The organism is Bradyrhizobium sp. WSM2793, assembly GCF_000379585.1.
In the GTDB taxonomy this organism is placed as follows: domain Bacteria; phylum Pseudomonadota; class Alphaproteobacteria; order Rhizobiales; family Xanthobacteraceae; genus Bradyrhizobium.
In genome coordinates, this window is record NZ_KB902793.1 from 48,785 (window position 1) to 73,080 (window position 24,296).

Consider the following 24,296-nt stretch of genomic DNA (forward strand, 5'->3'; position numbering starts at 1 on the left):
CATGGACACGATCCTGGTCGTCAATGCCGGCTCTTCGAGCGTCAAGTTTCAGGTCTATTCGGCGTTGGGCGACGGTGCGCTCCGGCGTCAGATCAAGGGACAAATGGATGGCATCGGCAGCCGCCCGCGCCTGCGCGCCAGCGGTGCGAGCGGCGATGCGCTGGCCGATCGCGCCTATTCGGTTGAAGCTGTGCCCGATGTGCCCGCCGCCATGTCGGTTGCCGGCAATTGGCTGCGCGACGAGCTTCGGATTACGCCGATCGCGGTCGGTCATCGCGTCGTTCATGGCGGGCCGGACCATGTCCGCCCGGTCCTGATCGACCACGGCGTCGTCTCCCGCCTCGAACGCCTTGTCAACTTGGCGCCGCTGCATCAGCCGCACAATCTCGCGCCGATCCGCTCGCTGCTCGCGAATTTCCCTGGGCTGCCGCAGGTGGCGTGCTTCGACACGGCATTTCACCGCACGCATGATCTCGTCGCCGATCACTATGCGATTCCGCAGCAGCTCTATGCCGAGGGTGTGCGGCGCTACGGTTTTCACGGGCTCTCCTACGAATACATCGCCCGGACGCTGCCCGGTGTGGCGCCTGAGATCGCCAAGGGGCGGGTCATCGTTGCCCATCTCGGCAGCGGCGCCTCGATGTGCGCGATCAAGGAGGGACGCAGCGTCGAGAGTACCATGGGCTTCACGGCGCTCGACGGGCTGCCGATGGGAACGCGTCCAGGGCAGATCGATCCCGGGGTCATCCTCTATCTCATCGCCGAGAAGGGCATGCCGGCCGCGAAGGTGCAGGACTTCGTCTATCGGGACTGCGGTCTGAAGGGGCTTTCCGGCGTCAGCAACGACATGCGCGAGCTGGAAGCGAGCACGGACCCGCGTGCGCGGCTCGCAATCGACCATTTCGTCTATCGGATCGGCCTCAACGCGGGCATGCTGGCCGCGGCCTTGCAGGGCCTGGATGCCTTCGTCTTCACTGCCGGTATCGGGGAGAACTCGGCATCGATCCGCGCACGTATCGCTGAGCAGCTCGGTTGGCTCGGCGTCCGCCTCGATGCCGGTGAGAACGCCCGCCATGCGCCCCTGATCTCGGCAGCCGACAGCCGCGTCCCCGTCTACGTCATTCCGACCGACGAGGAGCTGATGATTGCACAGCACACGCTATCGCTATTGATGGACGGTCAGTTGATCAACACGAGACCTAAGAGGGTGTCATGATCCCAGTATTTCCGGAAAGCAAGGTGGCCCTGAAGGGAAAGAAGGGACTGATCGTCGGCATCGCCAACGACCAGTCGATCGCCTGGGGATGTGCGCGCGCGTTTCGTGCACTGGGTGCTGATCTCGCGGTGACCTATCTGAACGACCGCGCCAAAAAGCATGTCGAGCCGCTGGCGCAGGCGCTGGAAGCGCCGATCTTCATGCCGCTGGACGTGATGGCCGAAGGGCAGACCGAGGCGGTGTTCGAGCGCATCGCGTCAGAATGGGGGCAGCTCGATTTCATGCTTCATTCCATCGCCTTCTCGCCGAAGGAAGCGCTGCACGGCCGTGTCGTCGACGTCGGCCGTGACGGCTTCCTCAAGACCATGGATGTCTCATGCTGGTCGTTCTTGCGGATGGCTCATCTCGCCGAGCCGCTGATGAAGAACGGCGGCACGCTTTTCACCATGACCTATTACGGCAGCCAGATGGTGGTGGAGAATTACAACGTGATGGGTGTCGCGAAAGCCGCGCTGGAAGCCTCGGTCCGCTATATCGCCGCGGAGCTCGGCCCGAAGGGCATCCGCGTGCACGCGATCTCGCCGGGTCCGCTGGCCACCCGCGCGGCTTCGGGGATTCCCGAGTTCGATGAGCTCATGGACAAGGCGCAGTCGAAGGCGCCGGCGCGCAGTCTCGTCAGCATCGACGATGTCGGGAACGCCACCGCGTTCCTCGCGCTCGACGGCGCCAAGCTGATCACGGGCGGCGTGCTCTATATCGACGGCGGCTATCACATCATCGATTGAGGCCGCCGACGGATCAGACGTTCATTTCCGGGACGTTGTCGGGAAGAGCGAGCTCGGCTTCAGTGAGCGCGATGACCTCGCCGACACTGACCCCGGGCGCGGTCTCCAGCAGCGTCGCCCTGCCGCCGGAGAAGCCCGATCACGGCCATGTCCGTGACGACGAGATCGACCGACCGCGCCGAGGTCAGGGGCAGGGTGCATTGGGCGACGATCTTCGACTTGCCCCTGGCCGCGTGCTGCATGGCGACGATGACGCGCCTGGCGCCGCTGACGAGGTCCATCGCCGCGCCCATGCCGGGCACCATCTTGCCGCGGATCATCCAGTTGGCGAGGCGGCCCTGCGCGTCGACTTGGAGGCCGCCGAGCACGGCACAAGATCGACCTCGATCTCGTTCGTCAGCATCTGCTGCTGGGCCTTGGGATTGAGCCCGATATGCGTCGCGGTCAGACGCGACACGAGCGATGCGTCAAACAACTTGCCGACGCCTTTGCCCGGCAGTGCGGCATCGTTGCAGATCACCGACAATCCGGTCTTCTGCCGTTTCATCGAGCAAGCGCTCCGGTGTTCCAATACCCATGAAGCCGCTACGCTGGTGCCAGCGGGAAGCATCGCAACGGCTTCTTCAACGGCCACAGCCTTCATGGGCGGAACTCCGGTCGGGCATGAGCCACATTGGCGCGAGCGGCCACCGCGCACCCTTGATCTGCGTCAAAGCTCACCCTCGTTCGCGAATGACGATGCCGGTGCCACGCGCCGCGCTAGAGCTGTGGATGCGCCGGTCCGCCGCGGCGGGGGCGCCGCGGAATTGTCGCAATTCGGCAACAATGTGGTACGAATACATCAGTATCCGCCCTTCGCGGACCCGTTTTCAGCACCACCATTGCCGGAATGACCAGCGCAGACACCTCGGCCGCACACTTTGACACGACACCAGCGGAAGAGCCCCGGCGTTGGTCGGCGCGGCGCTGGCTGGCGCCCTTTGCCGTGGCGCTGGCACTGCTCTCGGCCTTCCTGACCTTTCTGGTTCTGACCGGCCTGACCACGATCGAGCCGACGCCGGCGGTGGTCCGCTCGATCTACCTGACCAACGCGGCCACGATCCTGTTGCTGGTCGGGATCATCATCCGCGAGCTCTGGCAGCTGATCCTGGCGCGGCGGCGGGGCAGGGCGGCGGCGCGGCTCCATGTCCAGATCGTCAGCCTGTTCTCGATCGTGGCGGTGCTGCCGGCGGTGCTGGTCGCCGTCGTCGCCAACGTCACCATCGAACGCGGCCTCGACCGGCTCTTCTCCGGCCCGACCAAAGAGGTGATCCAGAATTCGCTGACGATCGCGAGGGCCTATATGCAGGACCATGCGCAGCTGATCCGCGGCGACATTCTCGGCATGGCCAACGACATCGCGCATGCCCGGCCGCTCTACGACCAGGATCGCCGCTCGTTCCGGGAGATGCTGAGCGCCAGCGCCAGTTCCCGCAATTTGCCGGGCGCGATGATCATCGACAAGAACACCAACATCCTGGAATCCGCCGACACCGGCATGCGGCTCGCCTATTCGCCGCCCGCGTCCGACTTCCTCAGCAACGTCAACGAGTCAGAGCCCGAGATCGCGGTCCTTCCCGATGCGAGCTTCGTGGCCGCGGTGATCCGGCTGCGCGCCTTCAGCGACACCTTCCTCTATGTCGCCCGTCCGCTTGATCCGAACGTCGTCAATCAGCTCAAGCAGACCGAGGTCAGCGTCGCCGAATACGCCCAGATCGAGTCGCGCCGGCTCGGCATCCAGGTTGCCTTTGCGCTGATGTTCGCCGTGATCGCGCTGACCATCCTGATGGCCTCGGTGCTGATCGGCCTGAACTTCGCCAATTCACTGGTCTCGCCGATCCGGCGGCTGATGAACGCGGCCCACACGGTCTCGACCGGCGACCTCCATGTCCAGGTGCCGGTGCACCAGTCGGAAGGCGATCTCGCGCAGTTAGGCGAGACCTTCAACAAGATGACGCAGGAATTGCGCAGCCAGCGCGATGAGCTCGTCAACGCCAGCGACCTGATCGACAGCCGCCGTCGCTTCATCGAAGCGGTGCTGTCCTCCGCAAGCGCCGGCATCATCGGCGTCGATGCTTCCGGCAGCGTCGGCATTTTGAACCGCTCGGCCGAGAAACTGATCGGGCACTCCGAGGCGGAGACGCTTGGTCATCCGCTCTCCGACGTGCTGCCCGAGCTGGACGAGATGATGAAGGCGGCGCGGGAAGGGAGCCAGCGTCTGGTGCAGGGCCAGATCACGATCACCCGCGACGGCACCGAGCGCAATCTCTCGGTCCGCGTCAGCGCCGAGAAGAACCAGCCGCATGACAGCTACATCATCACGCTCGACGACATCACCGAGCTGGTCTCGGCGCAGCGCACCTCGGCCTGGGGCGACGTGGCGCGCCGCATCGCGCATGAGATCAAGAATCCGCTGACGCCGATCCAGCTTTCGGCCGAGCGCATTCGCCGCAAATTCGGCAAGGGCATCACCGAGGCCAAGGACAAGCAGATCTTCGAGCAGTGCACCGACACCATCGTGCGCCAGGTCGACGACATCAGGCGCATGGTCGACGAGTTCTCGCGCTTTGCACGAATGCCGAAGCCGGTGATGGAAGGCGAGGACGTCGCCGACACCGTGCGGCAGGCCGTGTTCCTGATGAAGGTCGCCCATCCCGAGATCGATATCGAGGCCGAATTCAAAGACGATCCGCTCCGCGCGCAGTTCGACCGGCGGCTGATCTCGCAGGCCGTCACCAACATCGTCAAGAACGCCACCGAGGCGATCGAGCAGGTCCCGCCGGAGGAGCTGGGCAAAGGCCGCATCGACGTGGTCGTGTCGCGCGAGGGCGAGGACGTTCTGATCGACGTCATCGACAACGGCATCGGCCTACCCAAGGTCGCGCGCTCGCGGCTGCTCGAGCCCTATGTCACGACGCGCGCCAAGGGCACCGGCCTTGGCCTTGCGATCGTCGGCCGCGTGCTGGAAGACCATGGCGGGCGCATCGAGCTGAAGGATGCTTCCGACTTCCGCGAGGGCCAGCGCGGCGCCTGGATGCGGATGCGCTTCGCAGTCTCCGGCCAGCCGGCGAAGTCCGAGGGAGCCGAGCAGGCCCCGGCGGCCGCGGTCAAGGACGCAACCGGCGAAGAGGCCGGCGCTCCTGTCAAGGACCCGGCGCAGGAAACAAAAGAGCTGGCGGCCGAAACCAAAGAGGCCGCTGAAAAGACCAATGATTCAACGAAAATCGAAGCCTCAACAGGCAGCTGACAAGACAGGGCGCGACCCATGGCAAGTGAAATTCTGATTGTCGATGATGAGGCCGATATTCGGGATCTCGTCGCAGGCATTCTTGAGGACGAGGGTTTTGTCACGCGGACTGCGCGCGACAGCGACTCTGCACTGGCTGAAATCGCCAACCGGCGGCCGCATCTGGTGTTCCTCGACATCTGGCTGCAGGGCTCCAAGCTCGACGGATTGCAGCTCCTGGAGCAGGTCAAGAAGGACAATGCCGACCTGCCGGTCGTGATGATCTCCGGCCACGGCAACATCGAGACCGCGGTGGCCGCGATCAAGCGCGGCGCCTACGACTTCATCGAGAAGCCGTTCAAGGCCGACCGGCTGATCCTGGTCGCGACCAGGGCGCTGGAGAACTCGCGGCTCAAGCGCGAGGTCAAGGAGCTGAAGCAGCTGGCGCCGAGCGCAAGCCAGCTCGTCGGCCGCTCGCCGAGTATGAACCAGTTGCGCCAGACCATCGAGCGCGCGGCCAAGGCCAACAGCCGCATCCTGATCGTCGGTCCCGCCGGCGCCGGCAAGGAATTGACGGCGCGGACGTTGCATACGGCCTCGGGCCGCGCCGACGGTCCCTTCGTCGTCATCAACGCAGCCGCGATCACGCCCGAGCGCATGGAGCACGAGCTGTTCGGCGTGGAGCAGTCCAACGGCGAACAGGCGCGCAAGCCCGGCGCGCTCGAGGAAGCCCATGGCGGCACGCTGTTCATCGACGAGATCGCGGACATGCCGCGCGAGACCCAGAACAAGATCCTGCGGGTCCTGGTGGAGCAATCGTTCCAGCGCGTCGGCGGCACCGCCAAGGTGCAGGTCGACGTCCGCATCATCTCCTCGACCGCGCGCAATCTCGAAGAGGAGATTGCGGCCGGCCATTTCCGCGAGGACCTCTATCATCGCCTCTCGGTGGTGCCGATCCGCGTGCCTGCACTGTCGGAGCGGCGCGAGGACATCCCGGAACTGATCGACTATTTCATGGAGCAGATCTCGGCCGGTAGCGGCCTGCCCAAGCGGCAGATCGGCCAGGACGCGATGGCGGTGCTGCAATCGCATGTCTGGCCGGGCAATGTGCGCCAGCTCCGCAACAACGTTGAAAGAGTCATGATTCTCGCCGCCGGTGGACCGGAGGTCATCATCACGGCCGACATGTTGCCGCAGGACGTCGGCTCCATGGTGCCGGCGATGCCGACCAGCAACAATGGCGAGCACATCATGGGCCTGCCGCTGCGCGAGGCGCGCGAGGTGTTCGAGCGCGACTATTTGATTGCACAGATCAGCCGTTTTTCAGGAAATATTTCTCGCACGGCCGAGTTCGTTGGCATGGAACGGTCGGCGCTGCATCGAAAGTTGAAAGCGCTCGGTGTCGGCTAGCGCGTGCTCGTGCGAAGCGGGTACCGGTATGCACTGGGAAAACGTCGTCAGAACAAGATCTAACGCCGCGACGCTGCGGCGACACCTTTGAATAAAACGAGGAAATTCATCGATTTCCGTAGTTTTTCGGGGCAATACGGCGCCCGCTGCCGCGTGAAGCGGCTTGCCTAATAGGTCCACCTGTCCTCTAATTGCACAGCTGTTCCTTCCGAGGGGGATCTCATGAGGAACGGCAACCGGGAGAGGCTCCGAACTTCACAAAGAGGGCCGCAACCGGCGCAATAAAAAGAAACTCAAAGCGAGAAAAAAACAATGGCGGCAGACCGCGCACAAAACCTACAGGACACCTTCCTTAATCACGTTCGCAAAACCAAGACGCCACTGACGATCTTTCTGGTCAACGGAGTGAAGCTCCAGGGCATCGTGACCTGGTTCGACAATTTCTGTCTACTGCTTCGGCGCGACGGTCATTCGCAGCTCGTCTACAAGCATGCGATCTCGACCATCATGCCGGGTGCGCCGATCCAGTTGTTCGAAGGCGGCGAGGATCAGCCGGCTTGAGAGTGATCTGATTGGAACCCCGGAATTTCGACGGGGATGCCGACCGTCCGCGGTCGGCAGGGGCTAAGCAGACGGGGCGGGTGCTTGTCATCGGCCCCTATTTGCGGGTGCGCGCAGGCGGTGCCGACGCGCAATCGGAGACTCATATCCAGCGCAACGCCGAGGCCCGACTCGATGAAGCCGCCGGCCTCGCGCGTGCGATTGATCTCGTCATTGCCGACGCCATCATCACGCCGATCAGCCAGATCAGGCCCGCGACCTATATCGGCAAGGGCAAGGTCGAAGAGATCGCGGCGCTGGCCAAGAGCCTCGACGTCGAGCTCGTGGTGATGGACTGCGCGCTGGCACCGATCCAGCAGCGCAACCTCGAAAAGGAACTGCACGCCAAGGTGCTCGATCGCACCGGTCTCATCCTGGAAATCTTCGGACGCCGCGCCAAGACCAAGGAAGGCTCGCTCCAGGTCGAGCTCGCGCATCTCAACTACCAGCGCTCGCGCCTGGTGCGCTCATGGACCCATCTGGAGCGCCAGCGCGGCGGCTTCGGCTTCATGGGCGGTCCCGGCGAGACCCAGATCGAAGCCGACCGCCGCCTGATCCAGGAGCGCATCTCCAAGCTCGAGGGCGAGCTGAAGAAGGTGCAGGCGACGCGGCGGCTGCATCGCGCCGGCCGCCAGCGCGTGCCATATCGCGTCGTCGCGCTGGTCGGCTACACCAATGCCGGCAAGTCGACGCTGTTCAACCGCCTGACGCGTGCCGACGTGCAGGCCGCCGACATGCTGTTTGCGACGCTTGACCCCACGCTGCGCGCACTCAACCTGCCGCATGGCGGCAAGGCGATGCTGTCGGACACGGTCGGCTTCATCTCCAACCTGCCGACCCAGCTCGTCGCCGCCTTCCGCGCCACGCTGGAGGAGGTGCTGGAGGCCGACGTCATCCTGCATGTGCGCGATATCTCGCATGAGGATGCCGAGGCGCAGCAGAGCGACGTCGACGCCGTGCTGCGCCAGCTCGGCATCAACCCCGATGATTCCGGCCGCATCATCGAGGTCTGGAACAAGATCGACCGCTACGATGCCGAGCAGCGCGAAGAGCTCCTGAACATCGCCGCACGCAGGCCGGAGGATCATCCGGCGATGCTGGTGTCCGCCGTGTCGGGCGAGGGCGTCGACGCGCTGCTCGCCGCGATCGAGCAGCGGTTGGCGGCCAAGCGCACCACGCTCGATCTCTCGATCGACGCCGCCGACGGCGCCGGCATCAGCTGGCTGCACCGCAATGCCGAGGTGCTGGCGAAAGAGCTGCATGATGGCCGCTTCGACATGACCGTGCGGGTGGACGAGACCAAGCGGGATATCGTGGTCAACAGGTTTGACGCCGTGCCGCGTCTCTCGGCGTGATCCATCGCCTTCGTAGCCCGGATGAAGCGGAGCGAAATCCGGGATTCTCGCGCCTCGACGCACCGGTCCCGGATTGCGCTACGCTCCATCCGGGCTACGCAACGGGTCACCTGGACAGATCAAGGCTCATGAACTGGTTGTGCGGGCTCGCCTGATAGTCGGCGAACGGCTCACAGGATACGAAGCCGGCGCTGCGATAGAGCGAGATCGCGGGAGCGTGCAGCGGTGCAGTACCAGTCTCCAGGCTGAGACGCGCATATCCGCGCTTGCGGCTCTCGGCAATAATGTGGTGCAGAATAACACGCCCGACCCCGGTCCGCCGCGAAGTAGGCGCGGCGCGCATCGACTTCACTTCGCCGTGCGTCTCATCCAGTTGCTTCAATGCACCAAAGCCGGCCAGCACGTCGCCCTGCCAAGCCGTCCAGAACGTCACGGACGGGGCCGAAAGACCGCTCGCGTCCAGCGCCTGCGCGTGCTCGCCCATCACGCTGCGGAGCTCTTCCAGATGATGTGCCAACAAATCGACGACATAGGGTGCCGTCGGGTCGTCCTGCCTGACGTCCACGTCGTTACCTTTCAGCTCGCCGTCTTCGCCGCGTTCCAGAGCGCGTCCATCTCTGCCAGCGAGGCCTGTTCCAGCGTCCGCCCCTGTGCTTCCAGCGCCCGCTCGATGTAGGCAAAGCGCCGCTCGAATTTTGCGTTGGTCGCACGCAATGCGGCCTCCGGATCGGCATCGACATGGCGGGCGAGGTTGACGAGGGCGAACATCAGATCACCGGTCTCTTCCGCAATCTCCTGCTTGTCGTTGCGGTCGAGCGCGGCCTCGATCTCGTCGGCCTCCTCGCGAATCTTTTGCAGCACCGCGCGCGGGTCGTTCCAGTCGAAGCCGACGGTGGAGGCCTTGCGCTGCAGCTCCATCGCGCGCGTCAGCGCGGGCTGGCCGGCCTTGACGCCCGACAGCAGCGATTTGTGGGATGGCGCGTCCTCCGGCGGCCGGCGCGCGGCGCGCTCGGCCTTCTCCTCCGCCTTGATGCGGTCCCAGACTTCCTTGACGTGGGAGGAGGCGAGATTGCCGTCCTTGTCGGCGAAGACGTGGGGATGGCGCCGGATCATCTTTCGCGTGATCGCCTCGACCACATCTCCGAAAGCAAAGGCGTTCTGCTCCGAAGCCATCTGGGCGTGGAAGACCACCTGGAGCAGGAGGTCGCCGAGCTCCTCTCTGAGATCGTCGAGATCGCCGCGGCTGATGGCCTCGACCACCTCATAGGCCTCCTCGATCGTGTAGGGCGCGATGGTCGCAAAATCCTGCTCGAGGTCCCAGGGGCAGCCGGTCACCGGCGTGCGCAGCGCCGCCATGATCTCGATCAGGCGGGATATGTCGCGGGAAGGGGTCATTGCGGGGCGCTCTCCTGGCTCCAAAACCTTATGCCAAAAGCGGCCCGCCGTTCCCAGCGCGGCGGGCCGGAACAGGCCGATTTCCACTGATTGGCGGGCCGCGTCGGCAGTGCTAAAGCGCTGGTCATGAGTGACGCATTTTCATCACAAACCGCGCTGGTGCTGTTTTCCGGCGGTCAGGATTCCACCACCTGCCTCGCCTGGGCGCTCAGCCGCTTTTCTCGCGTGGAGACGCTGGGGTTCGACTACGGCCAGCGCCATGCCATCGAGCTGGCCTGCCGTGGGCGGCTGTTCGACGGGGTGAAGGCGCTGCGCGCGGATTGGGCCACGAAGCTCGGCCAGAGCCACACGCTGTCGATCCCGACGCTTGCGGCCGTCTCCGAGACGGCGCTGACACGCGACGTCGCGATAGCGATGGGCGCCGACGGTCTGCCCAACACCTTCGTGCCGGGCCGCAACCTCGTGTTCCTGACCTTCGCCGCCGCGCTGGCCTACCGGCGCGGCATCACCCACATCGTCGGCGGCATGTGCGAGACCGACTATTCGGGCTATCCCGATTGCCGCGACGACACCATCCGCGCCATGCAGGCCGCGCTTTCACTCGGTATGGCCAGACCATTCGAGCTGCACACGCCGTTGATGTGGATCGACAAGGCCGCGACGTGGAAGCTGGCGCAGGATCTCGGCGGCGACGGGCTGGTCGATCTGATCCGCGAGCACTCCCACACCTGCTATCTCGGCGAACGCGGCGCGCAGCATGATTGGGGCTTTGGCTGCGGCGAGTGTCCGGCATGCAGCCTGCGGGCGAAGGGCTGGCGGGAGTTTGTGGCGGGGAGGTGATGGCGCTCCGACTTCCATTGTCATTTCCCGCGAAGGCGGGGAATCCAGTACGCCGCGGCTTCGTCGTATCCACGAGCGTCTCTGGAATACTGGATCACCCGCCTTCGCGGGTGATGACAGCTGTGTTGGGCAGCGCTCGCGCCACGCACGAACCAACTACTCCGCAAAATCCTCCGGCCTGAGCTCAATAGGCTTGCCGTGGGGGGTGCGGTCGGCGGCGTGGTCCCAGGCATCGCGGTAGCGGTGCAGGGTTTCCGTCGAGGCGACACCCTTGCGCGCAACCAGACCTTCCAGCGTGGCGAGCCAGTGCAGATAGTAGGTCTCGCCCGTATCAGGATCGCCGGCGGCCTGCGCGCGCTTGATCTCGTCGGCCAGGCTCGCGGCCCATTCCGGCCAGGTGAATACGCCGCGTTCGTGCAGGCTCAAGGCCATCGCGAATGCATGCGCTTCCCAGGGTGCGCGGAACACCGGGCCGTCGTCATCGCGGGGAATGCTGGGTATGGCCGCGGTGGCTGCGGCAGCAGCGGTACCACTCACTGCGCCGGATCCAGATAGGGCTCGAACGCGTCGATCGAGACCTTCAAGGTGGGATCACCATCCTCGCCCCAGAGATCGCGGCCCTCAAACACCACCGTGTAAAGCCATTGCGGGTTCTCGCCGAGCTCCATCGCTGCCGAATCCGGAAACACGTGGCAGCCATGGTTCAATTCGACCACGCCGACATGGCCGCGCACATAGCGCGGCAGCCGCGTGTGCGTGGCCGGATGGATGTTCTTGGCGCGCACGCGATCGCCGATCTTGAACTTCGCCGGGGCCGGGGCGGGGCGAGCGAACTTGCCGCGCACCATCACGCGCTCGACATTGGCGAGATCGAACCTGCCGTGCTTGAGCGCCTTTGCCGGCTGCATCGCGTGGCCGGCGGCGACCTCCTCGCGGGTGAGATAACCCTTCTCGACCAGCATCTCCTCGAGCCCGAGAAACCACTTCTTGTAGTAGGAGCTCGACAGATAGACGTGCGGCGGCAGCGTCTCGCGATAGAAGCGCGAGGTGTCGATGTTGAAGGCGCCGGCCGCACCCATCGCGCGCACCATCGCCAGTACGCGGGACTCCCACTCCTCGTGGAACATCGGCTCGTTCGGCTCCGGCTCGACCTTGCCGAAACCGTCCATGCCGCCCATGTCGTGCACGCCGTTCATGACGGCGCTCCGGGCGTCTTGGGAAAGCCGGTGCCGATCATGGAATCGCGCGTGACGAGCTCGGCGAGCTGCTCCTCGCTCCAGCCCTCCGTGCCCGCGGGGCGCATCGGCAGCACCAGGAAGCGCGTCTCGGCGGTGGAATCCCACACCCGGATCTCGATGTCCTTCGGCAGGGTGACGTCGAAATCGGCGAGCACGCCACGCGGATCCTTCACCGCGCGGGAGCGGTAGGGCGCCGCCTTGTACCAGACCGGCGGGAGGCCCAGCATTTCCCAGGGGTAGCAGGAGCAAAGCGTGCACACGACCATGTTGTGACGCGCGGGCGTGTTCTCGACCACGACGAGATGATCGCCGACGCGGCTGACATGGCCGAGCGTGCCGATCGCCTTGGAGCCGTCCTCCAGCAACGCCTTTTTGAACGCCGGATCGGTCCAGGCCTTGGCGACGACGCGTGCGCCGTTGTGCGGGCCGATCTTGGTCTCATAGGCCTGGATGATGGCGTCGAGCGCGGCCGGCTCGACATAGCCTTTTTCGGTCAGGATCGTCTCGAGCGCGCGCACGCGCAGCTCGGTCTCCGACAGCTCGGAATGGTCGTGATCGTGGTGGTGGTGATGGTCGTGATCGTGGCTCATGACGTCGAAGATAGGCGCAATGGCCCAGGCCTGTCGAGTATCCGCTGCGGCGCATCCGGGTCCCATATTCGTGAGGCCGGATGTAGGCTAGCATCGCGGCAGAGCAGACGGGGAGACGTTGGTGACGGACTACGTGAAGATCGAAAGGGGCCTCGGGCCCGAGGGGCGGATTGCGGTGGTGCGTTTCGATCGGGGTGACGGCATCAATGCACTGTCACCCGAGGCATTGCGGCAGCTGACCGCGGCGGCGCGCAGCTTCGAGGACGATGCCGCGACGTCGGTCGTCGTATTGACCGGCAGCTCGGGCGCGTTCAGCGCCGGCTTCGACCTCAAGGACGCCGAGGGGCGCTCGCGCAAGGAGATGGACCTCGGCACGCTGCGGCGGCACCTCAAGCTCGGGCCGCGTCTAACGCACGCCTGGCAGGAGATGGAGCAGATCACGATCGCGGCGATCGAGGGTTTTTGTGTCGGCGGCGGTGTGGCCCTCGCCGTCGCGCTCGACTTCCGCATCATGGGCCGCGATGCACATCTGCGCGTGCCGGAAATCGGGCTCGGCATGAACATGAGCTGGCAGAGCATCCCGCGCATGCTGCATCTGATGGGGCCCGCCCGCACCAAGCAGGCGGTGATCCTGGCTGATGAGCGCATCTCAGCGGATGAGGCCCATGAATGGCGCCTGGTGGAGCAGGTGGTCGATCCCGGCCATGCCTTCGAGGCCGCCATGGATCTCGCCCGGAAGGTCGCCGCGCAGCCGCCGCTCTCGGTCGCGATGACGAAACTCACCGTCAACCGGCTTGCGCATGCGCTGGACGATCTCGCCAGCCACATGGACGTCGACCAGTTCGCGCTCGCCAGCTTCAGCGAAGATCACAAGGAGGGCGTCGAGGCGTTCCTGGGCCGCCGCAAGCCGCGCTTCAAGGGGCGCTAGATCTATGCCCGGCCATTGATCGCACAACCGGCAGTCCCTATACGCGGCGCAGGGACAAGAGCAGGCTGCGCGCACGGGCCGCACAGGCAACGACGATCGAGGGGAGGGTCCATGACTGCTAGCTCACAGGCGCCGGAGGCGAAAGGCTTTCGCTGGAAACTGGTCGCGCCGCTCGCGGTGTGGCTGGTGATCTATCTGTGGCCGGTGCCTGCAGGGCTCAATGTCAATCAGTGGCACTATTTCGCCGTGTTCGCGGCCGTCATCACCGGGCTCATCCTGGAATCGATGCCGGTGGGCGCGGTCGGCTTCATCGGTCTCACGGTCGCGGGCGTTGCCGGCTATATCGACCCCGATCCGACCAAGTCGCTGCGCTGGATGCTGGCGGGCTTTGCCGAGAGCACGGTCTGGCTCATCGTCGGCGCCTTCGTGTTCTCGATCGGCTATCGCAAGAGCCAGCTCGGCCGGCGCATTGCATTGGTGCTGGTGCAGCGCCTTGGCCGCAACACGCTCGGCCTTGGCTATGCCGTGGCGATGTCCGACTTCCTGCTCGCGCCGGCGACGCCGTCGAACACCGCGCGCAGCGGCGGCATCGTCTATCCCATCATCAGCAACATCCCGCGCATCTATGGCTCCGAGCCGGGGCCGACCGCCGGCAGGATCGGCACGTACGTGATGTGGACCGCCTTTGCCGCGACCGCCGTCACGAGCTCGCTGTTCTTCACCGCGCTTGCGCCCAACGCGGCGGCGCTGGCGATCGCCAAGAAGACCGCCGGGGTCGAGGTCAGCTGGGGCCAGTGGTTTCTCGGCTTCGCGCCGCTCGGCATCCTGCTGATGGTGCTCGTGCCGCTGCTCAGCTATCTGGTGTGCCGGCCGGAGGTGAAAAGCAGCCCTGAGATTTCCGAATGGGCCGCGAAAGAGCTCGGCGCCATGGGCCCGATGTCGCGCAACGAGTGGATCATGCTCGGCTTGATCGTGCTCGCGATGTTCCTGTGGATCGCGGGCTCCAGCCCGGACATCCACATTCCCGTGCTCGGCTCGAACTTCGTCAATGCCACCACCGTCGTGTTCATCGTGATCTCCCTGATGCTGGTGACCGGCGTGATCGAGTTTGCCGACATTGTCAGCGAGAAGAGCGCCTGGGAGGTGTTCTTCTATTTCACATCGCTGCTGACGCTGGCCTCCGGCCTCAACGAGATCGGCTTCATCAAATGGTTCGCGACCGAATACGCAAAACCGCTTGCCGGGCTGTCGCCGTCGACCGCGATGCTGCTGCTGGTCGCGCTGTTCTTCTGGATCCACTATTTCTTCTCGAGCATCACCTCGCATGCCGCCGCCGTGCTGCCCGTCGTGCTCGCGGTCGGATCGGGCATCCCCGATCTGCCGGTCACGACACTCGCGATGCTCTGCATGTACTCGCTCGGCCTGATGGGCGTGATCTCGCCTTACGCGACCGGACCGGCGCCGATGTATTTCGGCAGCGGCTATATCGGAAAGGGCCAATTCTGGGGTTTTGGCCTGATCTTTGGACTGCTCTATTTCGCCGGGCTCCTGCTGATCGTGCTGCCCTGGTTGCAGATGGGATGAGCCGGGTGGGGCGCTGATAGCCCCGGTGGAGGAATATTCTTCTCCGGGGAGAGTTTGGGAAAATTTCGTCCAACTCCTTCCAAATATCTGACATTGCAACACAGTCCTGAAAGGGCGATGGTGCGTGCTGCGGTGCAGCGCGTTCCTCGCGAACCCTCACCGCGATTTCACCCCCGTCGCTCGACGCGACCCGGTTCCCGTACGCCCAAGGGCAGGCGGGCAAGCGAACTATTGTGCATGAAGGCCGCTTCCATGAATGCCCACCAATCGCTCGCGGTCGGACAGCCGATCGAGAGGTGTGAAGCGATTTCACCTGCCGCAGCTGAGCCGGACGCGATGGTCCGTTTCGCCGGCATCTCGAAGACCTATCCGGCCTATCGCGGCAAGCCCGGCGTCAACGCGCTGCAAGACATCGACTTCGCGATCCCGCGCGGTTCCATCACCGGCGTGATCGGCCGCTCCGGCGCCGGCAAGTCGAGCCTGGTGCGGCTCATCAACGGGCTGGAGAAGCCGACCACGGGGCGCGTGATCGTCGACGGCCGCGACATCTCCGCGTTGGCGGGGCGCGAGCTGCGGCTGGCGCAGCGCTCGATCGGCATGATCTTCCAGCATTTCAACCTGCTGTCGTCGCGCACGGCAGCGGACAACATCGCGTTGCCGCTCGAGATCGCCGGCTGGTCCAACGCCGACATCAGGGCCCGCGTTGCCGAGCTGCTCGCGCTTGTCGGCATCGCCGACAAGCATGACCGCTATCCGTCGGAGCTCTCCGGCGGCCAGAAGCAGCGCGTCGGCATCGCGCGGGCGCTGGCGACGCGGCCGAGCGTGCTGCTGTCGGACGAGGCGACTTCGGCACTCGATCCGCAGACCACGCGCGCGATCCTCGATCTGCTCGCGAATATCAACCGCGAGCTCGGGGTGACCATCGTATTGATCACCCACGAAATGTCCGTGGTGCGCCAGCTCGCCCGGGACGTCGTGGTGCTCGACGCCGGCCATGTGGTCGAAAGCGGCCATGTCGCGGACATCTTCACCCACCCCAAGCATCCGATCACGCAATCCTTCCTGGCCGAGGTGACCGGCGATAGCTTGCCCGTCTCGCTTGCCAGCCGGATCGTGGCTGAGCCGTCCGCCGGCGGGCAGGCCGTGATCCGCCTCGGGGTGCGCGGGGCAGGGGCCGGCGACACCCTGGTCGCGCGGCTCGCCCGCGAGCTCGGCCTCGACGTGTCGCTGCGGGCGGCGCGCATCGACGAGATCGGCGGCCAGCATGTCGGCTCGCTCGTTCTCGGCATTCCTCTCGGTATTTCTGGCGGCGAGGACGCGACGGCGCGCACGCTCGCCTTTCTCTCTCAACATCAATTCCCGGCGGAGCATCTCGGCTATGTCGCCTGAACTCATCAACCTGATCGTCCAGGCCACCTTCGAGAGCCTGTACATGGTCGGCATCGCGGCGCTGCTCGGCACCGCCTTCGGCCTTCCGCTCGGCGTTTTCCTCGCAACCAGCCGGAAAGGGGAGCTGTTCGCGGCTCCCATCGTCAATCGCGTCCTCGGCATCGTCGTCAATGCGACGCGGTCCACGCCCTTCATCATCCTCGTCGTCGCCATTATCCCGTTTACACGTCTCGTTGCCGGCACCTCGATCGGATCGACCGCCGCAATCGTGCCGCTGACGATCGCGTCGGCGCCGTTCATTGCGCGTTTGGTCGAAGCCGCCATCCGCGAGGTCGATGGCGGCCTGATCGAGACGGCGTCCTCGTTCGGGGCCTCGCCCATGCAGATCGTGTTCAAGGTGCTGATCCCCGAGGCACTGCCGGGACTTCTGCTGGCACTGACGCTCGCGGTGGTCAGTCTGCTCGGCTACTCCGCGATGGTCGGCGCGGTCGGTGGCGGTGGCTTGGGTGATCTCGGCATCCGCTACGGCTATCAGCGCTTCATGCCGGAGATGATGCTGGCTGTCGTCGTCGTGCTGATCGCACTGGTGCAGCTCGTCCAGAGCGCCGGCGATTATCTGGCGCGCCGGGTCAATCGCCGGCTGCGGCATCGCTGAGCCGGATCAGGTACACCTCGCGCGCCGCAGTGTCTCCGAGGGCTTTTCGGAGAAGTGGCGCTTGTAGTCGAGCGAGAACTGGCTGAAGTGCCAGAAGCCGTGCTGCACGGCGACGTCGTAGACAGAGGCATCGGTGCCGCCGGCGCGCTTGAGATCGCGCCGCACGCGGTTCAGCCGCATCGCCCGCCAATAGTGCATCGGGCTCGTGCCCAACACCTCCTGAAAGCAATAGCCGAGCTTGCGCGGGCTGGCGCCGACCGCCTTGCAGACCTCCAGCAGCGAGAGCGAGCGATCGCCGCTGCCATGCATCAGCGCCCGCGCACGATCGACCGTGCGCTTGCGCGCCGCGGCGCTGCGGCCGGGATCGCTGGGGCGTGCGGTCGGCAGCATGTCCATGATCTCGACGAGAAGCGCGTCTTCCAGCACCTGCCCGACGGCCGGATCGTCGAACCGTTCGGGGGCAGTCGAGATGGTCTCGTGGATCGCGGCAAGGTGAGCGCGCAATCGCGCGACCGGTGCCTGCGCCATCTCGATCACCCGCAACTGGTGCCAGACCGCACGCGGCAGCTCGATATCGAGCCGGGCGGCAAGCTCCTCGATCAGCGCCGCGCTGGCGACGACACCGCGCAGCTCGAATGATTTCGGCGTGCACATATCGACCTCGGCGTCGATGCAGGCGATGACCTGGGCGCCTGCAACGCTGGCGCCGTTGCAATTGACCTCGCCGTCACCGTGCCAGGGCAGACCGATGCCGAAGCTGTCGGCCCCCAGCTGGCCGTATTGGCGGACCTGCTGGCTGGTGATCTCGCGGAAGACGTCAAGCTGGGGCAGGGAGAGTTGGGTGAAGCTGCCCCTGAAGGCTCCGGCGCTGATCTGGTCGTAGCTGAGCCGCCAGCGACCGAGCGAAGCGCAATGCTCGTCGACATCGGTACTGCTGGCCTGAAACAGGCCGACAGCCGAGTCCAGAGTCGGAAGAGTTGCGCCTAAGGGCATGACAACACGTCGAAATTCACCACCCGACAGCGGGCAAGAACCACGCCAGACTGGCACGGCCATAGGCGCTGTCCAGCAAAATATTGCCGGATCTCGATAACGCCCGTTGGCGCCGCGGTGCAGGCTTCGGTCCTGCCGTTCCGACATCGCAGCCGGGACAGCGCTTTGCGGAGGGATCGAGATGCGACCGACCGAGATCATGCGCGGCAGCCCGCCCGCGCCCGAGGCGCAGGTGACGCGCGCCAATTGGCGCAGCTTTCCCGCGATCCGCTGGGGCTTTACCCACACCCGTGAAGTGCTGCCGACCGCAGAGATCCGCCGCTCGGCGCAGCCGACGCTGATGCGAAGCGCGCCGCGCGAACTGGCAAAACTCGCTTTCACCGCGCCTGATGGCAAAGAGACCACGCTCGAAGCCACCCTCCGCGAGACGTTTGCCGATACGCTCCTCGTCATGCACCGGGGCACGCTGATCCACGAATGGTACGGCGACGGCATGAGCGTGGCCACGCCGCATCTGATCTGCTCGATCAGCAAGGCGATCGCCGGCACGCTTGGCGGCGTGCTGGCCGCGCGCGGGCTGCTCGATCCGGAGGCGAGGGTGGTGCGCTACGTGCCGGAGCTGGAGACGTCGGTCTACGCCGGCTGCACCGTTCGCAACCTGCTCGACATGGCCGTCGCCATCAAGTTCGAGGAGGATTACGAGGACCCCGCCGGCGACGTTGCGCGCTATCGGTTCTCCTCGGGCTGGGACGTGCCGCCGCCGGGCGTCGAGGCAGGCCACCAGCGCGCCTATCTCGCAACCTTGCGCGGCACCGGCGAGCCGCACGGCAAGGTGTTCCACTACGTCTCGCCCAACACCGAGGTGCTCGGCTGGGTCTATGAGCGTGCCTGCGGCATGCCCTACCATCGCATCCTCTCCGACTATCTCTGGCAGCCCCTGGGCGCAGAAGACGACGGCTCGCTCACGCTCGACAGCCACGGCATGGGCCGCATCGCCGGCGGCATCTCGGTCACCGCGCGTGACCTCATCCGTTTCGGCGAGATGATCCGCTGCCGCGGCGTGGTCGAGGGGCGGCAGGTGGTGCCGGGCTGGTGGATCGACGACATCCGCGAGAACGGCGATCCCAAAGCCTGGGCCGACGGCGACCTCGCCGAGTTCTTCCCGGGCGCGCGCTACCGCAGCAAATGGTTCACGATCGATCCGTCGCGCAACGCGCTCACCGCGATCGGCATTCACGGCCAGCACCTCTATGTCGACCTCGACTCGGACACCGTCATCGTCAAGCTCGCGACCCAGCCCAAGGCGATGGACGTGCCGATTGACCAGCGCTGGTTCGCCGCCTTCAGCGCCATCACCGCGCATCTCGCCTGATTTCTGGACATCCCCATGCTCGATACCGTCAAAGCCAAATCGCAAACAGAGACCGCGGAGCCGCATCCGCTCGATCCGCTGACGGCCGAGGAGATCACCGCCGCCTGCACGCTGGTGCGCGCCGCCGTGGCCTCGCCGGAGAACTGCCGATTCCCGGCGGTGCGGCTGGAAGAACCAACCAAGCAGGAGCTGGCCGCAGGCGGCGTAGGGCGTCGCGCCTTTGCGTTGACGCTCGACGTCGCCACGGGCGAGGCCATCGAGCACATCGTCGATCTCGGCCGTGGCGAGATCGTCGGGCGCAAGGTCGTCCCGAACCGCGAGGCGCCCTATGGGCAGCCGCCGGTGATGCTGGAGGAATTCTTCAAGTGCGAGGCCGTGGTCAAGGCCGATCCGGGCTGGCGGGCGGCGATGGTGCGGCGCGGGCTTTCCGACAAGGACATCGAACTGGTCCAGGTCGATCCGTTCTCGTCGGGTTTCTTCGACAAGGAGTTCGAGCGCGGCGCCCGTATCGTGCGTGCCGTCAGCTATTTTCGCGAGCACTTGCAGGACAATGGCTATGCGCACCCGATCGAGGGCGTGGTCGCTGTCGTTGACCTGATCGGCGGCAAGGTCATCGACCTTACCGATGAGGATCCGATCGTGCCGATTCCGCGCAAGAAGCGGAACTACGGCGCGCATGAGGTGGCCAATCCGCGCGCCGACATCAAGCCGCTGCACATCGAGCAGCCGGAGGGTGCGAGCTTTCGCGTCGAGGGCTGGAAGGTCGACTGGCAGAAATGGAGCTTTCGCATCGGCTTCACGCCGCGCGAGGGCCTCGTGCTGCATCAGCTCGCCTACCAGGACGGCGCGCGCAAGCGCTCCCTGATCCATCGCGCCAGCGTTACCGAGATGGTGGTGCCTTATGCCGATCCGACCGCGAACCATTTCTGGAAATCGGCGTTCGATGCCGGGGAATATGGCCTCGGCATGCTTGCGAACGCGCTCGAGCTCGGCTGCGACTGTCTCGGCAACATCCGCTATTTCGACGTGCCGGCCGCCGACAGCAAGGGCGAGCCGTTCGTCATGCAGAACGCCATCTGCATGCATGAGGAAGACTATGGGATCGCCTGGAAGCACTATGAGTTCCGCAACGGCCTGTTCGAGATCCGCCGCTCGCGGCGGCTTGTGATCTCGTTTTTCGCGACCGTCGGCAATTACGATTACGGCTTCTACTGGTATCTCTACCAGGACGGCACGATCCAGTTGGAGACCAAGCTGACCGGCATCATCCAGACCGCCGCGGTGCGATCTGGCGAGACGTACAAATGGGGCGGCATGGTCGACGACAATCTGGGCGGACCGACGCACCAGCACTTCTTCAACGTGCGCCTGCACATGGATCTCGACGGCGGCGGCAACACCGTCACCGAGCACGATTTCGTGCCGCGGCCCTGGGGTGACGACAATCCGCACGGCAATGTCTTCGACACCACGGCGCGGGTGTTGTCGCGCGAGCATGACGCGGCTGCGATCGCCAACGGCCAAACCGGCCGGTTCTGGAAGATCAGCAATCCCAATGAGACCAACTCGGTCGGTAATGCTCCGGCCTACAAGCTCGTCGTCAATCCGAGCCCGCTGATGCTGGCGCAGGAGGGCAGTTACGTGCGCAAGCGCGGCGGCTTCGCCACCAAGCATGTCTGGGTGACAGCATTCGATCCGGCCGAGAAATACGCAAGCGGCGATTATCCCAACGTCCATGCCGGCGGCGATGGCCTGCCGCGTTATGCCGCGAAGGACCGCAACATCGAGAATGCCGATATCGTGGTGTGGCACTCTTTCGGCCACACCCATGTCTGCAAGCCCGAGGACTTCCCGATCATGCCAGTGGAATATGCCGGCTTCCTGCTGAAGCCGACCGGCTTTTTCGCCGCCAATGCGGCCGGCGACATCCCGCCGGACCGCAACAGCCGCAGCGTGCTGGCACACACGAGCAACACTGCCGACGAATCGTGTTGTCGCGCCGGCAAGTCATAGAGCCGGATCGAGCTCGATCGGATTTCCCGGCAGCGCCGACCGTCGTAGTTGGCGATTCTCGCGCGGTAGCAGGCTGATCGTTTCCAGCCATTGCCGAATGGTGAGGGAGCGTTTCTGTCTAGAAGCATTCCAAATCTGTGGGCACGACGGCTGCGTGGCACCGGACGCGGCAATTCGGCATGAGCGCATTCGTCGCACGCGCCGCGCACGCCTCTGGAGAGATTCTAACCTCGTTCCTATCGCACTCCGAAACCGCCTGAGTTAGGGCGGGGCACCAAAAATGATACCGGCAAAGCCGGCAGTGCGTGGGGCCTCGAAAGACGTGACCGACTACCAACTTTCTTCGCGTGAACGCGCGCGTCGTCGACAGATTCGTGTGCTGCTGCTCGGGGCAGTCAGCACATTCTCGCTCGTGGTTCCCTTTGGTTCCGTGGAGGCGCAGACCCAAATTCCCGCTGTCACCGTCGACGCGCCGGTTCAGCGCGCCCGTCCTGCGGGGGTTGCTTCGTCGCGAAGGGCGGCGACACGCACCTCTCGCGCCAATCGTCGCTCGCCTGCGCAGGCCGCCGCGCCGACCCAGTCGGCATCATCGAACGGCGCAACGGGCGAACGTGCCAATGGTCCGGTGCGCGGTTTCGTCGCCACGCGGAGCGGCACGGCCACCAAAACCGATACACCGCTGATCGAAACTCCGCAGTCGGTTTCCGTCGTCACCACCGACCAGGTCAGGAATCAGGGCGCTGTCTCGATCGGCGAGGCGCTGCGCTATACCGCCGGTGTCAGCGGCGACGTCAATGGCGGCTCGGACACCCGCTTCGGCGCGCTCCAGATCCGCGGCTTCGACACGACCATGTCGGGTCTCTACGTCGACGGCCTGCGGATCCCCTCGAGCAACTACGTGCACTTCAATGGCCTCGATCCCTACGGGGCCGAGCGCCTGGAGGTGCTCAAGGGACCGTCATCGGCGATGTATGGCGGCAGCGGCACCGGCGGCATTCTCAACTACGTGACAAAACTGCCGACGGCGCAGCAGTTCGGCGAAGTCTCGATCTCCGGCGGCAGCTTCAACCGCTATCAGGGCCAGTTCGACATGGGCGGCCCCGCCAACAAGGAAGGCACCGTGCTGTGGCGCCTCACCGGCGTCGTCCGCGACGGCCAGACCCAGGTCGACTTCACCAAGGACAACCGCGTCTTCATCGCGCCCGCCGTCACTTTCAAGCCGAACGAGGACACCACCGTCACGCTGCTGGCCAACTACCAGCGCGACCGGGCAGGGTGGGGCCTGCAGTTCCTGCCGGCCTCGGGCACGGTGTGGCCGAACAACGGCCGCACCATCCCGGTCTCGTTCTTCGCGGGCGTGCCGGGCTTCAATGCGTTCAACACCGAGATTGCGACCGCCGGCTATCAGCTGTCGCACAATTTCACCGACAACATCACGTTCCGGCAGAACCTGCGCTACGCCTATCAGCACAACGAGGAAAAGACCTTCTACGGCACCGGATACACAGACGAAGCGGCGGGGCAGCTGGGGCGTTTCGGCAGCTATAGCAACTCCTACATCAACTCCTTCGCGGTGGATAACCAGCTCCAGGGCAAGTTCAATACCGGCATCCTCAGCCACACCACCCTGGTCGGGCTCGACTATCGCAACACCACGTTCCGCGATACGGCCTTCGCCGTCACAACGTCAGCGCCGGAGATCAACGTCTTCAACCCGGTCTACAGTTACGACTGGGCCCTCGGCGGCATGTACGACAACAAGGGCATCAAGCAGTCGCAGCTCGGCCTCTATGCGCAGGACCAGATCAAGCTCGGCCGGCTGTCGTTCCAGCTCGGCGGCCGCCAGGACTTCGTGACGACGCGGCTCGACACCAATCTGCCCCCGGCCGATACTTCGACATCGAAGGACGCCTCGGCCTTCACCGGCCGCGCTGCCGTCATGTACAATTTCGACAACGGCATCGCGCCCTATTTCAGCTATTCCGAGTCGTTTCTGCCGCAGCTCGCGACCAGTCCTTCCGGACAGATGCTCGATCCCGAGACCGGCGTGCAGTACGAGGTGGGCGTCAAGTATCAACCGGTCGGCTGGAATGCGCTGTTCACCTTCGCCGCCTTCGACCTGACGCGTGACAACGTCGCTGTGTACGTGCCTGCAACCACCTTTTACGAACAGATCGGGCAGGTGAAGTCGCGCGGTATCGAGCTCGAAGGCTCGATGTCGCTCGCCGACGGCTGGAATCTGCGGGCGGCCTACGCCTATATCGATGCCATGGTCACGCAAGATCCGGTCAATGTCGGCAAGGCGCCGGTCACCGTGCCGCTCAACCGCGCCTCGCTGTGGAGCGACTACACGCTTCAGAACGGCATGCTGGCGGGCTTGCAGTTCGGCGGCGGCGTTCGCTATGTCGGCGCGACCTGGGGCGATGATGCCAACACCTTCAAGGTGGGATCGGCCACAGTGCTGGATGCGCTTCTTGCCTATACCCGTGACAATTGGCGGCTGTCGCTAAACGTCACCAACCTTGCGGACACGCGCTATGTCGCGGCGTGCTACGGCCTTTCGGGCTGCATGTATGCCGAGGGACGGAAAGCCATCGGCAAGCTGACTTATCGCTGGTGAAATCGAAGACGGTCCGACGATGGCGGGCCGGACCTGCTGGATGAGAGT

The 24,296-nt window shown here is 65.0% G+C and carries 20 protein-coding genes and 2 pseudogenes; 14 read left to right on the forward strand and 8 right to left on the reverse strand.

From position 1 onward, the window contains the following. The first annotated feature begins 1 nt into the window (after position 1). Both A3AS_RS0125830 and fabI read left to right on the forward strand, forming a co-directional pair. Positions 2–1,216, forward strand: a complete 1,215-nt coding sequence (locus A3AS_RS0125830; RefSeq protein ID WP_018320439.1) for an acetate/propionate family kinase — start codon at positions 2–4, stop codon at positions 1,214–1,216. After that, positions 1,213–2,001 carry an enoyl-ACP reductase FabI gene (gene fabI, locus A3AS_RS0125835; RefSeq protein ID WP_018320440.1) on the forward strand — a complete coding sequence of 263 codons (789 nt, stop codon included), beginning with the start codon at positions 1,213–1,215 and terminating at the stop codon, positions 1,999–2,001. The genes A3AS_RS0125830 and fabI overlap by 4 nt, the downstream gene beginning before the upstream one ends. A 13-nt stretch (positions 2,002–2,014) precedes the next feature. Here fabI and A3AS_RS0125840 read toward each other — a convergent pair. Both A3AS_RS0125840 and A3AS_RS0125845 read right to left on the reverse strand, forming a co-directional pair. Then, a pseudogene (locus tag A3AS_RS0125840) lies at positions 2,015–2,369 on the reverse strand (CoA-transferase); the annotation flags it as partial. Further along, positions 2,369–2,644, reverse strand: a pseudogene (locus A3AS_RS0125845) (CoA-transferase); the annotation flags it as partial. The pseudogenes A3AS_RS0125840 and A3AS_RS0125845, both read right to left, overlap by 1 nt. A 246-nt stretch (positions 2,645–2,890) precedes the next feature. Between A3AS_RS0125845 and A3AS_RS0125850 the strand changes: the two are divergent. From A3AS_RS0125850 to hflX, 4 genes are all read left to right on the forward strand, one after another. Then, entirely contained in the window at positions 2,891–5,287 is a 2,397-nt protein-coding gene (locus A3AS_RS0125850; protein WP_018320441.1) for a PAS domain-containing sensor histidine kinase, read from the forward strand. An 18-nt stretch (positions 5,288–5,305) separates the two neighbouring features. Then, on the forward strand, positions 5,306–6,676 hold the full coding sequence (locus A3AS_RS0125855; RefSeq protein ID WP_018320442.1) for a sigma-54 dependent transcriptional regulator: 1,371 nt from the start codon (positions 5,306–5,308) through the stop codon (positions 6,674–6,676). Between the two features lie 312 nt (positions 6,677–6,988). Then, positions 6,989–7,237, forward strand: a complete 249-nt coding sequence (hfq, locus tag A3AS_RS0125860; protein WP_007591126.1) for an RNA chaperone Hfq — start codon at positions 6,989–6,991, stop codon at positions 7,235–7,237. A gap of 11 nt (positions 7,238–7,248) precedes the next feature. Next, positions 7,249–8,631: a GTPase HflX gene (hflX, locus tag A3AS_RS0125865; protein ID WP_018320443.1), complete on the forward strand. Its 1,383-nt coding sequence runs from the start codon at positions 7,249–7,251 to the stop codon at positions 8,629–8,631. Positions 8,632–8,737: 106 nt separating this feature from the next. On the opposite strand, the gene A3AS_RS0125870 is transcribed toward hflX, so the two are convergent. Both A3AS_RS0125870 and mazG read right to left on the reverse strand, forming a co-directional pair. Further along, complete coding sequence (locus A3AS_RS0125870) at positions 8,738–9,196, reverse strand: GNAT family N-acetyltransferase (RefSeq protein ID WP_018320444.1); 459 nt, start codon at positions 9,194–9,196, stop codon at positions 8,738–8,740. An 11-nt stretch (positions 9,197–9,207) separates the two neighbouring features. Further along, positions 9,208–10,026 carry a nucleoside triphosphate pyrophosphohydrolase gene (gene mazG, locus A3AS_RS0125875; protein ID WP_018320445.1) on the reverse strand — a complete coding sequence of 273 codons (819 nt, stop codon included), beginning with the start codon at positions 10,024–10,026 and terminating at the stop codon, positions 9,208–9,210. A gap of 126 nt (positions 10,027–10,152) precedes the next feature. Here mazG and queC point away from each other — a divergent pair, with 126 nt between their 5' ends. Continuing rightward, entirely contained in the window at positions 10,153–10,866 is a 714-nt protein-coding gene (gene queC, locus A3AS_RS0125880) for a 7-cyano-7-deazaguanine synthase QueC (RefSeq protein WP_018320446.1), read from the forward strand. Between the two features lie 156 nt (positions 10,867–11,022). Here the strand turns inward: queC and A3AS_RS0125885 are convergent, their stop codons facing one another. Genes A3AS_RS0125885 through nthA form a run of 3 tightly spaced genes read right to left on the reverse strand, consistent with a single transcriptional unit; the run spans position 11,023 to position 12,694 of the window. Beyond that, positions 11,023–11,403: a nitrile hydratase accessory protein gene (locus A3AS_RS0125885; protein ID WP_018320447.1), complete on the reverse strand. Its 381-nt coding sequence runs from the start codon at positions 11,401–11,403 to the stop codon at positions 11,023–11,025. Then, positions 11,400–12,062 (reverse strand): nitrile hydratase subunit beta, encoded by a 663-nt coding sequence (nthB, locus tag A3AS_RS0125890; RefSeq protein ID WP_018320448.1) that lies wholly within the window; start codon positions 12,060–12,062, stop codon positions 11,400–11,402. Before nthB ends, A3AS_RS0125885 begins: the two co-directional genes overlap by 4 nt. After that, entirely contained in the window at positions 12,059–12,694 is a 636-nt protein-coding gene (gene nthA, locus A3AS_RS0125895) for a nitrile hydratase subunit alpha (RefSeq protein WP_018320449.1), read from the reverse strand. Before nthA ends, nthB begins: the two co-directional genes overlap by 4 nt. Before the next feature lie 121 nt (positions 12,695–12,815). Between nthA and A3AS_RS0125900 the strand changes: the two genes are divergently transcribed. The 4 genes from A3AS_RS0125900 (at position 12,816) to A3AS_RS0125915 (ending at position 17,250) form a co-directional block, all read left to right on the forward strand. Then, positions 12,816–13,622, forward strand: a complete 807-nt coding sequence (locus A3AS_RS0125900; protein ID WP_026202364.1) for an enoyl-CoA hydratase/isomerase family protein — start codon at positions 12,816–12,818, stop codon at positions 13,620–13,622. Positions 13,623–13,733: 111 nt separating this feature from the next. Continuing rightward, the gene (locus tag A3AS_RS0125905; protein WP_018320451.1) at positions 13,734–15,206 is read left to right on the forward strand and encodes a DASS family sodium-coupled anion symporter; all 1,473 of its coding nucleotides are present in this window, start codon (positions 13,734–13,736) and stop codon (positions 15,204–15,206) included. Between the two features lie 237 nt (positions 15,207–15,443). Beyond that, positions 15,444–16,595: a methionine ABC transporter ATP-binding protein gene (locus A3AS_RS0125910; protein ID WP_018320452.1), complete on the forward strand. Its 1,152-nt coding sequence runs from the start codon at positions 15,444–15,446 to the stop codon at positions 16,593–16,595. Further along, positions 16,585–17,250, forward strand: a complete 666-nt coding sequence (locus A3AS_RS0125915) for a methionine ABC transporter permease (RefSeq protein WP_018320453.1) — start codon at positions 16,585–16,587, stop codon at positions 17,248–17,250. The genes A3AS_RS0125910 and A3AS_RS0125915 overlap by 11 nt, the downstream gene beginning before the upstream one ends. 6 nt (positions 17,251–17,256) lie before the next feature. Here the strand turns inward: A3AS_RS0125915 and A3AS_RS0125920 are convergent, their stop codons facing one another. Then, positions 17,257–18,243, reverse strand: coding sequence for a helix-turn-helix domain-containing protein (locus A3AS_RS0125920; protein WP_018320454.1), 987 nt, complete (start codon positions 18,241–18,243; stop codon positions 17,257–17,259). Between the two features lie 181 nt (positions 18,244–18,424). Here A3AS_RS0125920 and A3AS_RS0125925 point away from each other — a divergent pair, with 181 nt between their 5' ends. The 3 genes from A3AS_RS0125925 (at position 18,425) to A3AS_RS0125935 (ending at position 24,248) form a co-directional block, all read left to right on the forward strand. After that, entirely contained in the window at positions 18,425–19,615 is a 1,191-nt protein-coding gene (locus A3AS_RS0125925; protein ID WP_018320455.1) for a serine hydrolase, read from the forward strand. Positions 19,616–19,630: 15 nt separating this feature from the next. Next, positions 19,631–21,628, forward strand: a complete 1,998-nt coding sequence (locus tag A3AS_RS0125930) for a primary-amine oxidase (RefSeq protein WP_018320456.1) — start codon at positions 19,631–19,633, stop codon at positions 21,626–21,628. A 625-nt stretch (positions 21,629–22,253) separates the two neighbouring features. Continuing rightward, entirely contained in the window at positions 22,254–24,248 is a 1,995-nt protein-coding gene (locus tag A3AS_RS0125935; RefSeq protein ID WP_026202365.1) for a TonB-dependent siderophore receptor, read from the forward strand. Positions 24,249–24,296 lie beyond the last annotated feature (48 nt).